Genomic DNA, 15,250 nt, shown 5'->3' with positions numbered 1-15,250 from the left:
GAGTGGAGAAAATCCGCTAAAACCTCGCCAAGGTAGGTGTTTCTTGTCTTCCACATACTTTGCCGCGGGATTCGATGCTGAAAGATTCGCCCCACGGCGATGAAAACCGCATGTTTTTCGGAAGATTCGCTCATTCCATGCGAACTCTCGCAAAACAAGCGGATGCGCAGGCGGGGTTTGTCGATCCGCATCTTTGATGCAGACCGGTCGGCAGGCCTTTATGTGATGCCGACAATGAAAGGGTTCGATTTGACGCGCTGTTGTTCGATTAGCGCAAGAGTACCGTTATTCCTGCACTGTTGCCGTTGGCATCCAGCACCGTCACATCCGCAAAACCGGGCGTGTCCGGCTGCCAGACAAGTTGCCTTTCCCGCTGCCCTGTGTGGAGGGGGCGTCCGTTCACAAGGAAGGAGAACGGCCCTGCACCGCCCTTGAACTTGACGACCAGCGGCTGCGCCGACTGTTCCAACGAACTGTCCCGTGCGAATCCGAGATCCAGCTCGGCTCCGTCCGGCGGATAGGATATCTGCAAGGTGTCACCCGTGCGAACCGTGCCGCGGTTTTGTGGCAAGCGGGCAAAGCGAAGCGGTTCGGGAACCTGTTGCCCAGCGACACTCATGGCTTCCGCCGGACCGTCCGGAAGCGGAACCCTGTCGGGTCCCAGGATCTGAAACGCCTCGAAGAGAACAGGTACGGCGACCGAAGCTCCCGTCGCCCCGGGCACTGGCGTGCCATCCGGGCGCCCCGACCAGATCGCCACCACATGACGACCGTCATAACCGACAGCCCAAGCGTCACGATAGCCGTAGGCTGTGCCTGTCTTGTAGGCGACGTGGTGTGTTTCTGCACTTTGCGGCTGCGGCAATCCGGAAAGAATATCGCCCACCATCCAGGAGGCCTTTTCCGAAAGGACACGGGCTGAAGACACCGGCGCCGTCCCCTCTTCGCAGTCTTTGCGGCACACGGACAGGGCAACCGGCTCGCCACCTCGAGCCATTGCCGCGTAGGCCTGGGTCAGGTCCCGCAAGGACATGCCGAGACCGCCAAGGCTGATGGCAAGCCCCGGTGCGATGCCTTTCTCCATGACGGGATTGGCACCGGCACGTTTCAGCCGGGCAATCAGCCGCGCCGGCCCGACCGCTTCCAGCAACTTCACAGCCGGTGTATTGAGCGACAACTGAAGGGCTTCGCGCAGGGTGACCGTGCCCTGGTAGGACTGGTCGAAGTTCGTCGGCTGGTAGCCACCAATGTTGGTCGCCCGGTCTTCAATGAAACTTTCCGGCAGACCGACACCTTCTTCAAAGGCAAGACCATAGATGAACGGCTTCAGCGTTGATCCGGGCGAACGTGTGGCGCGGGTCATGTCGACATGACCCTGGCGGCGCGTGTCCAGAAGGTTCGGCGCGCCAACGCTTGCCAGAATTTCTCCGCTCTGGTGATCGGCGACCAGAATGGCCAGGGAAACTGGCGATGGCATCGTCTCGCTCTTCCGTCTCGCCAGGGATTCGATCGCACGCTGAAGCTCAAGGTCGATCGTCAACCGGTGGACAGGCAAGAGAGGCGCACCGGCACGCGCCTGCCGGCTTTCGTGCGGTGCCAGGAATGGCATTGCATAACGTATCGTCCGGACCGGTTCATTTGCAGCCGAAGCCGCATCCTCTTTACCGAGGACACCAGCCACTGCTGCGCGGCGCAAGACACGGTTGCGGGCCTTGCGCGCCTGCGCTGGAAAACGGTCCGGCCGCCGCGCCTCCGGGCTTTGCGGCAATGCCACCAGCAGCGCGGCTTCCGCCGGCGTGAGACGCCCAGGTTCCTTGCCGAACCAGGTAAGGCTTGCCGCCCGAACCCCCTCCAGGTTGCCGCCAAACGGCGCCCTGAGAGCATAAAGCCGCAGGATATCTTCTTTCGAAAACTCCGCTTCCAGCTGAACGGCCCTGAGAAGCTGCTCGTATTTACGCTCAAGCGACTTCGTCGGCTGCTCTTCCAGCAAACGCGCAACCTGCATGGTCAGCGTCGAACCGCCGGAAACTATGCGGCCGTTCCTGAGACTTTGCAGGGCAGAGCGAGCAAGCGCCAGCGCGTCAAACCCGCCGTGTTCGTAAAACCGCTTGTCCTCGAACGCCAGCAACATCCGGAAATAAAGCGGATCGATTTCCGCCAGCTCCACCGGCAAGCGCCATTTGTCGTCCTGGCTGGTGAAAGCCCGCAGAAGGCGGTCGTTCCGGTCCAGAACGACAACCGACAGAGGCAGGTCGCCGACACGGGGCGGCGCGGACAGCGACGCATAGTCGTGCCCGACCTTTGTAATCAGGCAGACAGACAGCGCGGCGGCACCAAGACCGGCGGCAGCGAACCACCGCCGGATCATGAGCCAATTCCGCCGCGCCAACGTTTTCATCGTACGGTCGCCTTACCGCGTCGGGCCGAGAACAACCAACCTGCCGGTTGCCGTGATGGCGCGACGGTCCGGACGGTACATATCCTCTACCGACGCCGGCGGATGCGAATAGTCGCCCGGGGTTGCAGCCCGTGCAAGATAGGCAAAGGTCAGTTCCTTGCTGCTCCAACGGGTCTGGTCCACGGCCACTTCGAAACGGTCCCTGTAGAACGCCGAATGTTCCGGCTGATCAACCGTATCGAGGAACGACAGGCCACCGATATCGCCGGAACGCACAAGCCGCGGATTGTCGATCACCAGGCCGGCAGGCAGGCGGTCAACGACCATCAACCGGCCCGGATGATCCGTCAGGGCCCGTACGGTGACGACAACCGCAAGCCGGGTGTTGACCGGTACCGCGGCCGGATCGATCGGATTTCCGTCAAGGTCGTAGACCGTACGTTCCACCGCATAGTCCTTGCCACCTGCGGGCTCGGGAACCAGCGGCTGGCCGGCCACGGAGACAAGAAGCTCCGTTCCAGCGTCCCCGTTGTTCTTCACCTCCACCGGGAAGTCGGCAACCTCGCGTCCGGCCAGCGACCAGGCGAGCCGTCCGGGCGTTACTTCACCACGAACGGAGATCCGGGCGTCTTGCGCGGATTCGTTGAGCGCATTCGCTGCCAGGAGCATCCAGGCCATATCTTGTGTCGACCGGTATGGCTTGTTGGCCTGGGCCGTTTTCAGGAAGTCGATGGCTTCCGTCTTCAGACTGTCTTCCATGGACGCCGAAACGACATAGTCCGTCACGCCCGCGCTGTCGCGCAGGACGGAGCCGTAGTCGTCGCGATAGTACTTCGGAGCCTCCTTCGGCAGAGCGGCAAGAGCCGCCCGGAAACCGGTGACCGCCCGGTCAAGCTCGCCATAAAGGGCAAGCCCGGCAGCAACCTGTGCCTTGGCAAGCGGTGTTGCGAAGTTCTGCAGCTTGGCATCCAGGTAGTAGCGAAGATCGCCCATGGAGGCGCGGCCGTTGCGGGCCAGCACGTAGAGCGCATAGGCGATGTCTTCGCCGCCATCCTGGAAGTCGGAGGAATAGGCCAACCTGTTTTCCAGATTGTCCAGTGCCGAAGTGAACGCAAGATCAGGCACCAGATATCCCTTTTCGCGTGCACGGGTCAGGAAGTCGGTAACATAGGCATCCAACCAGGTATCACCGCCGCCGTAGCTGTTCCAGAGACCGAAATCGCCGGAAGAGGACTGGTTCGACAGGATCTTGGCAATGGCCTTGACCACCCGTTCCCGAATGGCACTATCGCCGCCAAGCCCCGCAGCCTCGGCAACTTCGCTGAGATAAAGCAGCGGCAAGGCACGACTGGTCGTCTGCTCGGTGCAGCCATAAGGATAGCGGTCAAGTGCCGCCAGCAGGCCGGCGACATCGATGCTTGCAGCACCACCGGCAGACAAGGTGATGTCAACCGTATCCGCCCGCAGGCCGTCGAAGGTGTCCGCATCCAGCGAGAGGCTGTCTCCGGATGCCAGTGAGAAGCTGGACTGACGGACAACTTCAGGCTGGGTATCTTCAACCTCGAGGCTGAAACGCTTGACGAAAACTTCGCCCTGCGGCCCGGTCAGCGACGCCACTACTTCCGACTTCGTCAGCATGTCTTCTGCCGAAACCGAGAGCAGCACCAGGGCCTTCTTGCCGTTTTCCAGATCCAGCGTACGCGACTGATCCGTGCTTCCACTTTCCAGCCGAAGGCCGTCAGCGACCGAAACTTCCAGCGCATAAGAGCCGGAAGGGCCATCGACGTTGTCGATTTCCAGGGAAATTCGCGACTGGTCTCCCGGTGCAAGGAAGGCGGGTGCGCTTGCCGTCATCACGACTGGTGAACGCACTTCCACTTCCTGGTCGGCATGACCGACGCCATCCCTTGTCCAGGCAACCGCCATCAGTTTGACGGCGCCGTTGAAGGCCGGGATATCGAAGGAGACGGTAGCTTCGCCAGTATCGCCCACGGTTACAAGTCCCGAGAACAGGGCAAGCGGTTCTTCATCCGGCGGAGGTGCATCGAGCCGCATGCCTGCGGCATCTCCTCCGGAACGGACGCGCCCGCGGGTTCCAGCCATCCGGTCGATCAACTGGCCATAAAGATCACGGAAGTCGGTGCCGAGACGCCGCTGGCCGAAGTACCATTTCTCCGGATCCGGTGTCTTGAAGCCGGTCAGGTTCAAAATGCCGACGTCAACCGCGGCAATCGTCAGATATGCCTGGTCTCCCGCTTTCAGGTTCGCGAGTTTCACCGGAACGTCCAGTGTCGTCTCGGGCAGGATCCGGTCAGGCGCAGACAACTGCACGTCAAGCGCCCGGTCACCCGGGTCGACCTGCAGCCAGGACAGACCGACTGCCCGTGACGGCATTCGCTTCTGGTCCAGGTCCATCGGCCGGTAGAGGCTGGCCGTGATATAGGCCCCTGCCCCCCAATCGTCGCTGACAGGGATCTCGACCTCGGTTTCCTCGGCAGTCACTTCAACGGTCTTGCTGGCCAGCAATCCGCCGGAAACAACATTGACCACGGCAATACCGGCCATCTGCGGCTTGAGGCGCAGCTTGGCGGTGTCGCCGGGCCGGTAGCTGGTCTTGTCGAGGCCAACGTCCAGATAATCAGGCGTATCTGAGGACGCATCGGCAGAATACCAGCCGGCATTGAAGGTGACGCGCGTCGAGGTCTGCAGCGTTCCGCTGCCTTCAACGTCGAGACGGTACTCACCCCATTCGACCGGAAGGGATAGCTGTGCCGGCTGTCCAGCAGTCACCTGCACGGTGCCGGTGGCAACACGGCGGGTGGTGGTGATCGGCTCATAGGACCAGTTGCCGTCATAGCGGTACCATTGATACCGACGATCGACCTTGGACAGGGTCCAGCCGATGTCCGCTCCGTCGACTTCCTTGCCGTCTTCATCGATGACGATTACGGAGAAATTTGCCGGACCGCCTTCATCGACACCGCCGTCGAAGGCGGGTTTCACGCCAATGCGTGGTCCGTCGATGGCAACAGGCAGGTCCATGTCCCGTTCAACGTAGCGGCCACCCGCTTCCACCAGGCGTGCGATCAGCTCGCCGGTATAAAGCATGGTGGTCTCGGGAAGTTCGGGCATGAAGACGTCGAAGGTAAGCTTGCCATCTTCATCGGTCTTCAGGCCCGACGACAGGGAGCCACGCTGTGTGTAGGCATCCGCATCGGCAATGCCGAACTGATAGCCCGGGTGGGCTTCAAGCGTGCGGATGGGCCGCACGATGACATCACCTTCCAGCGTCTGGCCGCTGGCCGGAGAGCCGTAGAGATACTTGGCGTCCAGCGATACTGCTGTCGGTCCGGTACGGTTGAAGGCCTTTGCATCTGTTTCAAGTTCGAAATCGACTCGCTCGGGCTGATAGTCCTCCACCAGGAAGGTCTGCTCGGTGAGAGCCCTGCCCTTCGGATCGGCAAAAACCTGCCAGGACCAGATACCCTGCTGAGCCGACGCCGCCAGCGTCACATCCTGAAGGTGGCCACCGAGCCCGCCGTCGTTCACGGTAAAGCGGGCGTGCTCCACACCGTCAGGCCGATTGAAGATGAAGGTGAGCGGAAAATCTTCCTGTGCGGTTGCACTTGCATTGCGCAGCAGAGCCTGTGCGTGAACGGTTTCGCCGGCCTTGTAGATACCGCGATCCGTCCAGGCAAAAACGTCTAGCGGTCCCGGTGCTGCACGTCCTTCGACACCCCGGTCGGACAGATCGAACGCCGGTTTGCGCAGGTCGAGGAAGGAATAGTCGCCCTCGGACGTTTCAGCAACGAGGATACCGGGGGCCTGACCGCCTCTGCCGCGGGTCAGGCCGACGGCAAATTCCGCAAAGCCTTCCGCGTTGCTGACAGCTTCACCGAGAATGTCGTTGTTGACGGCCAACAGGCGTACGGTCACGCCCTCCAATGCCTCAGCGCTTGTGAGAGAGCGGATATTGGCGGCAATGCCGTTATCGCCTGAAAGGGCCGTCAGGCCCAGATCGGACACAAGGAACCATTGCGTTGCCAGCGTGCCCCAGCGGTTCTTCTGATCGAGCTTTGACCGCGCAGTCATGGCATAGACGCCCGGTTTCAGCTCGATGCCGGTTTCCGAAATCGGTATGGCGGTCGTGATGTCCTGGTTCAGGTCGTTACCGGTCTCGACAATTCCGGACCAGACCTTCTGACCCAGTTCGTCCTCGATCTGGTCTGCCCGCCAGCTGTCGAGCTGCCGCAGGAAGCGGTTGTCACGCAGAATATCGGCGATGGAGCGGTTGCCGATGCGGTAGATCGAGGTCTCGACTTCGGAGGTGTTCACGGAAACGATCGGAATGGTGGGGTCGCCACCAGCTGGAAGAACGTAGGAACGGCTCAGAAAGCTGACGGACGGAGACCGGTCCTTCACATAGACAGTCAGATCCGCGGTCTTTTCCAGCTTCTCGCCATCGGCTGCCGGCAAACCACTGCGTGCGGTGATCTGATAGCGGCCGCCATGCTTGAGACCATCCGCACAGATTTGGCTGCCTTCCGCCTCGATCGCGAAAGTACCCTCGCCGCTTACGCTGACATAAGGGCTCATGTCTTCGCCAAGCGGCAGTTTTTGCGAGAAGACCAGACAGATCCGTGGCGACGCGCTGTCGGAATCGACTTCGTGATCAACGATCCGGAAGCCGTGCTCGGCAACCAGATCCGCGTATTGCCGACGGACGCTGGAATTTTCCTCGACCGCCAACGATGCCCGCAAGGCCTTGATCGCGGTCTTGTATTCGCTGCTGCGGGTCATCGCGCGGCCCACAAGTTCAAGCGCCAAGGCGCGCTCAGGTGCGCTGACCGACCGCAGATAGGCATTGATCGAGGCTGATATCGCGTTCTTGCGCTTGGTTTCCCTGTCCTGCCAGTTGTCTGGATCCTGCAGCAGCAGGGCGGTGGTGAGCTGGGTCCAGGCATCAAATTCACCAGGTTCCAGCTTGATCAGCTGCAGGAAGTCGGCTTCTGCCAGTGCACCGTTACGCTCGCCGAGTGCGTCCTGACCGTTCCGGCGCAGCTGATCCGCAGTCTGACCGTTCGGGCGTACCGAATTTGCAATGCTGAGGGAATAGGTCTGTGCGCTTTCCAGCTGGGATTTGGGAATAAAAACCAGCTCTGCCTTTCGGTCTGCGCTCTGGTCGGCGCGTGGCGCCTTGATTTCAACGACCCGTCCGGCGATCGCACCGGCAAAACTCTGCAGTTCGCCATAGTCGGTCTTCAGAAAACACCAGCCCGCAGAAGTGTTGAAGGTGAAAGCGCGGCACTGATTGTCGCTGAGGCAGACGGATTTGCACCCGTCCAGATCCACGTCTTTCACGGTGCGATAGTCACCACCGAAGAAATCCGCATCATCGATGGTGACAATACGCCGGTCCTGCGCGCCTGCTGCGGTGGCCATGATACCGGCGCAACCTGCGCTCGCCACAAGAAGCAGCGTGCTTTTGGCAACCTTCTTGAAACGATGCTTGAAATTGAGGGAAAGCTTTTGGGAAACAAACGAAAAAACGAACATGGCCAATCCTCCGGGGCCTATAATTTCCCCTATCAAGTCACTGGATCGTGACAAGGACAAGGCAAAATAGTTTTTAGAGTGAACTCTCCTGACACAAGGGCGTGGTCGCGCAAATGCAGACGAGATGGTCTGAGAGCTCAGCCGATCCTGCTGACCAGTTCCTCGATAAGCAGCGCAACTTCCTGGGCCGCCTTGCTGGATGGTGCATCCTCGGTCACGGCGCGGCCTCTGCCCATTGCAGAGGCAAAGACGGTCCGGTTGCCCAGGCGGGCATTGAGCGCGTCATATCCCGAAGCGGCAATGGCGTCCGCCATCTCGCCTGTCAGGGACGCGCGGGGCGGCACGCGGTTGAGCACCAGAAGTGCGGGGGTATCTTCACGCGCAGCCATCTCGATCGTCTGCGAGGTTGCCCAGAGATCGACCGGCGTCGGCTGGATCGGAACGATCACGAAGTCAGCGGCGTCGATTGCCGGCTTGGCATCACTGTCGGTCTTGGGCGGTGTATCGATGACAACGTACCCATGGGACTTTGCGAGCGAACGCGCCTCACGCCTTGCGCCCCAGCCTGACGCGGTGCGGAATTCAAGACCGGTATTGTCTTCGCCAAAGTTGTCTTCGCGTGCCTCGAACCAGGTCCCCAAAGAGCCTTGCGGATCCACGTCGAGGATTGCCACCGGTTCACCGGACTTTTTGGCAAGCGCAACGGCAAGATGGGCCGCAAGGGTTGTCTTCCCCGACCCGCCTTTTTGCTGTGCAACCGTCAGAATCCGCCCGGACATGCCTAAACCTCCAGAATTTCGCCAATATATTGCGCTGATGTTTTTCGCAACGCAACAAATCTATGTCTTATCCAAATGAATTTACGTTGCGTTTCCGGAATTATGGCTATGATCACCAGTGGTATTTTTTAATAACTGCCGTCAAGGGAGGCGCACCTGAAGGAACTGCAAGAGCGAAGCTGGGCCTTGCGATGGCGCAATCCGGCGTTCTGCAAACGCCTTTTGTATGACGCGCTGAAACGGCAGCCGGAACCGGATCCCGGCAACCGTCCCCTTCAGTTCAATCTTGCATGGCTGGAGCGTTGGTCCGGTCATTTCGATGCGGCGGCAAAGCTTGCAGACAAAGCCTTCTCGATGATGGATCCGAGGCAGGATCCGGAAGGCTGGTCCGAGCTTCTGGTCATCAAGTCGGTTTGCGTCTACAGCCTCGGTGAACTCAGCCAGGCCGATGCCATTCTGGGAGAAAGCCTGGAGATCCTCGGGGCGGCAACTCACGGGCGCGCCGGTATCGAGCCGCTGACCGTGCTCGCCAACATGTGCGCCTATTATCATGACTACGAAAAGGCTCAGTCCAAGCTTCAGGAAGCCATGGACATCGCCGATCGGCTGAGCCTTGTTTACGAGCGTTCGCACATCCTGCAAACCCTATCGCGCACCGAATTGCGATGCGGTAGCCCCGACGCAGCCGTCGAAGCGGCAAAGGCGTGCCTGGAAGATGCCCTGGAGCATCGCAACGCCGTGAACCTGCCTTATGCCTATGAAGTGCTGGGAGCGGCGCTGGTGGAAACCGGGGCATTGAAGGAGGCACGCGCCTGCGCCGCCAAGGGCCTGGCAGCGGCACAGTTCAGCCAGGATCACCGGGTCGCCTGCCACCTTTACTACGTGCTCGGATTGAGCCTTTTCGAAGAGAAACGCTATGACGAAGCGCGCGTCGAACTGGAAAACGGTCTGCTGAACGCTGCCGGTGCCGACTATCACCACTGGACGCGAAACTTCTACCTCAAGCTCTCCCAGACCCACGAAGCCCTGGAAGAGCACCGCAGTGCACTCGACTATCTGAAGGCCTATGTGAAACTTCAGAAGAAGATGTTCACCGAGGAAACGGAACGCCAGAGCAACGATTTCCGGAACCGTCTGGAATTCCGGCTTGCACACAGCAAGGCCGATTACGAGAGGGAATTGCGCACCAGAACCGAAACCTTGAACACGGAATTGCAGGAGGCGAACACGAGCCTTCTTGAACTCAACGCCCAGATCGAATTCAACGCACTGCACGACGCGCTGACAGGTGTCGGCAATCGGCGCATGATGTCCAAATTCTTCGAAACGACCCGGCTCAGCGTGGGCCCTGGCGTCAAGGTTGCCGCCATTCTGATCGATCTGGACCGGTTCAAGACCGTCAACGATCACCATGGCCATTCGGTCGGAGATCAGGTCATCAAGGCAGTGGCGGAACGGTTGTCGGATTTGCTGCAACAAGATGAGACGATCATCCGGATGGGCGGCGACGAATTCCTGATCCTGTCGACACGGCGCACTGACGCGGACAGTCTATCTGCCCTGGCAGACAGGATCGTTTACGACATCAACCTGCCGATCCCGATCAAAGGGGCGGTGGACAGGACAGTCGGCGCAAGCGTCGGGGTCTCGGTTCAGGCGAACGGCCCGGACCTCGAATATGAGCTTCTCAGGACCGCGGACGAGGCCATGTACCAAGCCAAGAAAACGGGCCGAAACAGAAGCTGCCTCCATTCCAGTGTGCCGCTTTCCATTCCCCAGAACGCTTCCTGATCGGCACCTGTCAAGCAAGGTTCACCCTATTTCAGCCGGTTGCCCGTGGGCTATTTCCCCCCCAGCACCGAGTACACATTCCAGGACGGACGTCCTGTTACCGGGAGGCCGTGGCGTGCCTCGGCCTTGCGGATGCCTTCACGTGTGGCCGGGCCGACCTTCCCGTCCGGTTCACCGACGTTGAAGCCGTTGCGGTTGAGGAGCTTCTGCAGCTCCACACGCTGAGCACGGGAAAGACCGGGGTTGTCCGTCGGCCAGGGTGTCTTGAACGGATCGCCGCCTGATACGAGTTCCGACAAAAGGGCGATCGCCAGACCGTAGGACGTTGATGCGTTGTAGGAGCGCAGGGCCCGGAAGTTGCGGGTCACCAGGAAGGACGGGCCGCCCGCTCCTGCCGGCTGGATCAGCGCTGCATCCAGATTGCCGGAAAGACCGCCGCCGTCGATTTTGGTGAAGCCTCTTTTGGCCCAGGTCGACAGGGACGAATAGTTCTTCAGACCCGACGGCCCACTGTAACTCTTCGGTGCCTTGACCTCGTACCCCCAGGGCCGGCTGTTGCTCCATCCGGCATTTTTCAGAAAGTTTGCCGTTGAAGCCAGGGCATCGGGGACGGAATTCACCAGATCCTTGCGGCCATCGCCGTCAAAGTCGACCGCGAGACTGTTGTAGGTGCTTGGCATGAACTGGGTTTGCCCGAAAGCCCCTGCCCAGGAGCCGACGAAGTCTTTGGCCGGTACATCCCCTCGCGAAGCAATCTGCATGGTCTTGATCAGTTCGCCCTGGAAGTATTTCTGGCGCCGTTTGCCGGCGCAAACCAGATTGGCCAAAGCATGTGGGGTGTAGAAATCGCCGCGGAAGTTGCCGTAGTCACTCTCGATGCCCCAGACCGCCAGAACCACGTGCCGGTCGACACCGTACCGCTTTTCGATGGAGGTTAGTGTGCTGTTGTGTTTTTTCAGGTTTGCCTTGCCGTCCTGGATCCGCTGTGCGTCAACCAGAAAGGCCATGTAATCCCAGATTTCGGTTTTGTGCTCGGGCTGGGACGTCGAGAACCGGATGACCTTCTCGTCAAAGGTTGCACCTGACAGCATGCGCTCGGCAATGTCCGGCCGGACGCCTGCGGCAACAGCCTGTTTCTTCAGGGATGCAACACAGCTTTCGATCGCAAAGGCCGATCCTGCCATGGCCATCATGGACAGACCGGTTCCGAACGCAACATTCACAAGATGATTTCGCATGCCCTGGCGCACAGCCCCCTCCGCAGCTTCGAAGCAATTTCCGAACGCTGACACGCTAGCGCGACATAAATGCGGCAAAAAGGGGGTACCTGCAGTTATCAAGATAAACCCGGTGCCGTTACCGCGCCGGGTTTATCACTTTCAGGTCAGACGGACCTATTTGCCTTCAATGAGCTTCCGGCGCAGCCAACCTGAGGTCTGATCCATCAGGATCACGACAATGATTGTCAGGATGATGATGTAGCTGGTGTTTTCCCAATCGCGCGAGGTCTTCATGGTTTCCACCAGCAAGAGACCGATCCCCCCTGCCCCGAGAGCACCGATGACCGTGGCTGACCGGGTGTTCGATTCCAGGTAGTAAAGGACCTGGGAGACGAAGACCGGCAGGATCTGCGGGATCACACCGTAGCGATACCGCTGGATCTGATTGGCGCCGGTCGCCCTCACGCCCTCGACCTGCTTGTTGTCGATGTTCTCCAGCGCTTCGGAAAACAGTTTGCCGAGCGAACCGGTATCGGTGAAGGCAATTGCCAGAGCTCCTGTCAGCGGCCCGAGACCGAAGGCGCGAATGAAGATCAGCGACCAGATCAGCATGTCGATGCCGCGCAGGAAATCGAAGAGGCGGCGTGTTCCGAACCGAAGCAGCTTCGACGGCGTGAAGTTGCGAGCTGCAAGAAACGCCAGCGGCAATCCGAAGAATGCGGCCGTGAGAGTGCCGAGAACAGCCATCATGATGGTTTCGAACAAGGCGGTAAGAACCTTGCCGTGCTGCCAGTCAGGGTTTTCCAGAAACTCGTTCACGATGAACCAGATGTTCGACGTTTCCGGATCCATTCGGTCCGAGTTCAACGCCAACGCATAAAGCTGGCTGAAGGACATGCCGTAAAGTGGTGAGCGGAACGGAAACCAGAAGTTTTCCCAACCGCCGAAATAGTTGTGAACCTCGATCTTCGTCTTGGTGACCTGAAGGCGCCGATCAAGGGTCGGGCGCACATCGAGCTTTCGCGGGTCGATCTTGATCCAGTCCGGTGCCGACCCTGCCGGCAGAACCGTTTCGACACCATCGGCAGTCGCGGTGCCTTCCACCACGCCATAGCCCGGGATGGTGAACAGGGCTGTCCTGCCATCGATCTCGACCTTGTAGCCATCGCCGAGGTCAACCACACCATTTTCGCCGCTGAGCTGCACCCAGTCAGGCACCTTGGCGTTGTCGTAGGTAGCGGTGCGCTCGCCTTCGATCGCAACTTCGAACTCGTTGTCCCGGAAGCTCTTTGTGACGTGAACTTTGTAGGCGACGCTATCCGTTGCCAGGATCACCGCCCGTTCCGGCTGGGCACGAGAGAGCAGTTCCGGCACCCCGAAGGCGAACCACGTGTAAAGAAGGTAGGTGAAGATCGCGAGCGGTACGACGACAGTGAGCCATGCGCGCCGGCGGACCTGGTTCCAGACGAGTGCCTGGGTGACGGGTGTTTCGAGCGTATCGACGGTCATGAGATTTCCCCTCAATGCGCCCGGCCGGACCCGACCAGCTTGCCGCGCAGATAGGACGACAGTTGGTCGATGGCCATGATGGTTATGAACAGAAGGACGAAGATAGCGGCGGTTTCATCGCCTGCACCCTTGCCCCAGCCGATCGTGCGGCGAAGTTCCTGGCCGATGCCGCCAGCGCCAACGAAGCCGAGAATGGCAGAAGCACGCACATTGATTTCAAGGCGCAGCAGGAAATAACTGAGATAGTTTGGCGCCACCTGGGGCAGCACCGCAAACCGGATGCGTTGCAGCCAGCTGGCCCCACAGGCCGACAGGCCCTCGATGGGCTTGCGGTCGATGTTCTCGTTCACTTCGGAAAAGAGTTTGCCGAGCGCACCTGCGGTATGAAACGCAACAGCGATCATGGCTGGTACAGGGCTGGAGCCGAGTACGAAGATCAGGAACAGCGCAATGATCAGTTCGGGAAAGGCACGTGTGATGTCCATGATGCGGCGGACTACCGGGATCAACGGTCCCCAGCTGTCGACATTGCGTGTGGAGGCCATCGCCAGCACCACCGCCATCGCGCCGCCCAGAAGGGTCGCAACCGCGGCAATGTTCAAGGTTTCCAGCATGGCCGGAACGAACTGCAGCATCAGCGAGAAAAAGGCCGGGCCGGCTTCAAAGGCTTCAACGACGATCTCGCCCGGATAGTCGAAGAATTTGGAAAGACCCTGAATAAATCCGCCGGAATTCATCGAATTGGATTTCGAATAACCGGAGACCAGAACCGCTACGACCAGCAGCAACCCTATCAACGAATAGAGCTGGCGGCGTTTGCGCATGGACAGGATTTCCTGCTCGAGTGCGGCAACAGCCATTGTTTGGGACCTTTACTTGATGCTCACTTCATCCGAAGCGGGGTGGCTTAGCTGGATCAACCCTTCGAAACCTGGCGATCCTGGCCCTGTGGAGCCACTTCTGGCGGAAAGTCGATTCCGCTGGCCGATACTTGAGAAAACGCGGGCCGGAGACCGGCCCGCGCGGAGATCGGAAATTCCGATTACTCGCTCTTTGCCTTGCGGGCAGCGACGATGGATTCGTAAGCCGCATGGGTGATCGGTTCGAAGCCGCGTGCTTCACCGGCCATCACGCCGTAACCACATTCCTTGTCTTCCTTGACGAGGTTGGCCATCAGCTCGGTCATCTTTGCCTTGATGTCGTCCGGCAGCTTCTTGGACAGGACAACCGGGCCTTCCGGGATCACCGGCGAACGCCAGATTTCCTTGATCTCGGTCATGTCGACCAGACCCGCATCGGTTGCCTTGCGCAGAGCGCCGGAATTGTAGCCGTCTTCCCATTCGCCAAGACCGTCAGCCCAGGTCACGCCGCCGGCAATGTCGCCGTTGAATACGGCAACGATGGTCTGCTCGTGACCACCGGTGAAGACGACGTCGGAGAAATACTCACCCGGCTTCATGGAGTAGCCGAGTTTCGGGATTTCGATGGACGGGATCAGGTAACCGGACGTGGAGTTCGGGTCACCAAAGCCGAAGGTCTTGCCCTTCATGTCTTCCAGGGAGTTGATCTCGCTGTCGACGCGGGCAAAACCGATGGAGTAGTAGCCATAGCTGCCGTCGTTGTTGACCTTGACCAGAACCGGCTCAACGGCTTCCGGGTCGGTCAGGAAGACTTTTGCGTAGCCGGAAGCACCGAGCCAGGCCATGTCGAGGTTACCGCCGAGCAGGCCTTCGATAACGCCGTTGTAGTCTGCCGGAGCAAACAGCTTTGTCGGAACGCCGAGCAGTTCCTCGGTCTTTTCGCGCAGGCATTCGTTGGCACGCAGACGGTCGGAAGCATTTTCGCCGCCGAGCAGGCCGATACGGAATTCCGTGATTTCCGCTGCACCGGCAACAGAAGCGTTCAGAGCGATCATGCTGACAGCAGCAAGCGCAGCAACTTTAGCAACGAGTTTCATTTGGGACACTCCCCGAGAGTTCTCAATTTTGATGACGTTA

General features: G+C 59.8%; 8 protein-coding genes. 1 reads left to right on the top strand and 7 read right to left on the bottom strand.

The annotated features are described in order from the left end of the window. Nucleotides 1-268 precede the first annotated feature (268 nt). The 3 genes from pbpC to parA all read right to left on the bottom strand — a co-directional run bounded on the left by pbpC (nucleotide 269) and on the right by parA (nucleotide 8,733). Nucleotides 269-2,368: a penicillin-binding protein 1C gene (gene pbpC / locus ACVDG9_RS08780; RefSeq protein WP_447237760.1), complete on the bottom strand. Its 2,100-nt coding sequence runs from the start codon at nucleotides 2,366-2,368 to the stop codon at nucleotides 269-271. A 42-nt stretch (nucleotides 2,369-2,410) separates the two neighbouring features. Further along, on the bottom strand, nucleotides 2,411-7,954 hold the full coding sequence (locus ACVDG9_RS08775; protein ID WP_447237759.1) for an alpha-2-macroglobulin family protein: 5,544 nt from the start codon (nucleotides 7,952-7,954) through the stop codon (nucleotides 2,411-2,413). A 137-nt stretch (nucleotides 7,955-8,091) separates the two neighbouring features. Next, complete coding sequence (parA, locus tag ACVDG9_RS08770) at nucleotides 8,092-8,733, bottom strand: ParA family partition ATPase (protein ID WP_023000188.1); 642 nt, start codon at nucleotides 8,731-8,733, stop codon at nucleotides 8,092-8,094. 186 nt (nucleotides 8,734-8,919) lie between these two features. On the opposite strand from parA, the gene ACVDG9_RS08765 reads away from it, so the two are divergent. Then, nucleotides 8,920-10,524 carry a diguanylate cyclase domain-containing protein gene (locus ACVDG9_RS08765; protein ID WP_447237758.1) on the top strand — a complete coding sequence of 535 codons (1,605 nt, stop codon included), beginning with the start codon at nucleotides 8,920-8,922 and terminating at the stop codon, nucleotides 10,522-10,524. A gap of 50 nt (nucleotides 10,525-10,574) precedes the next feature. Here the strand turns inward: ACVDG9_RS08765 and ACVDG9_RS08760 are convergent, their stop codons facing one another. The 4 genes from ACVDG9_RS08760 to phnD all read right to left on the bottom strand — a co-directional run bounded on the left by ACVDG9_RS08760 (nucleotide 10,575) and on the right by phnD (nucleotide 15,210). Then, nucleotides 10,575-11,762, bottom strand: a complete 1,188-nt coding sequence (locus ACVDG9_RS08760) for a lytic murein transglycosylase (protein WP_055659212.1) — start codon at nucleotides 11,760-11,762, stop codon at nucleotides 10,575-10,577. A gap of 156 nt (nucleotides 11,763-11,918) precedes the next feature. Beyond that, nucleotides 11,919-13,253 (bottom strand): phosphonate ABC transporter, permease protein PhnE, encoded by a 1,335-nt coding sequence (gene phnE, locus ACVDG9_RS08755; RefSeq protein ID WP_447237757.1) that lies wholly within the window; start codon nucleotides 13,251-13,253, stop codon nucleotides 11,919-11,921. A gap of 11 nt (nucleotides 13,254-13,264) precedes the next feature. Further along, the gene (gene phnE, locus ACVDG9_RS08750; protein ID WP_023000192.1) at nucleotides 13,265-14,113 is read right to left on the bottom strand and encodes a phosphonate ABC transporter, permease protein PhnE; all 849 of its coding nucleotides are present in this window, start codon (nucleotides 14,111-14,113) and stop codon (nucleotides 13,265-13,267) included. Nucleotides 14,114-14,295: 182 nt separating this feature from the next. After that, nucleotides 14,296-15,210, bottom strand: a complete 915-nt coding sequence (gene phnD / locus ACVDG9_RS08745; RefSeq protein WP_023000193.1) for a phosphonate ABC transporter substrate-binding protein — start codon at nucleotides 15,208-15,210, stop codon at nucleotides 14,296-14,298. Nucleotides 15,211-15,250 lie beyond the last annotated feature (40 nt).

The sequence above is a fragment of the Roseibium sp. RP-7 genome (genome assembly GCF_053005225.1).
The sequence above is the reverse complement of the archived record's forward strand: the minus strand, read 5'-3'. Positions and strand labels throughout refer to the sequence as shown.

Bases quoted from the DNA above. Each gene is read 5' to 3' on its own strand.
- pbpC (WP_447237760.1), bottom strand. From the start codon at position 2,368: ATGATCCGGCGGTGGTTCGCTGCCGCCGGTCTTGGTGCCGCCGCGCTG.
- ACVDG9_RS08775 (WP_447237759.1), bottom strand. From the start codon at position 7,954: ATGTTCGTTTTTTCGTTTGTTTCCCAAAAGCTTTCCCTCAATTTCAAG.
- parA (WP_023000188.1), bottom strand. From the start codon at position 8,733: ATGTCCGGGCGGATTCTGACGGTTGCACAGCAAAAAGGCGGGTCGGGG.
- ACVDG9_RS08760 (WP_055659212.1), bottom strand. From the start codon at position 11,762: ATGCGAAATCATCTTGTGAATGTTGCGTTCGGAACCGGTCTGTCCATG.
- phnE (WP_447237757.1), bottom strand. From the start codon at position 13,253: ATGACCGTCGATACGCTCGAAACACCCGTCACCCAGGCACTCGTCTGG.
- phnE (WP_023000192.1), bottom strand. From the start codon at position 14,113: ATGGCTGTTGCCGCACTCGAGCAGGAAATCCTGTCCATGCGCAAACGC.
- phnD (WP_023000193.1), bottom strand. From the start codon at position 15,210: ATGAAACTCGTTGCTAAAGTTGCTGCGCTTGCTGCTGTCAGCATGATC.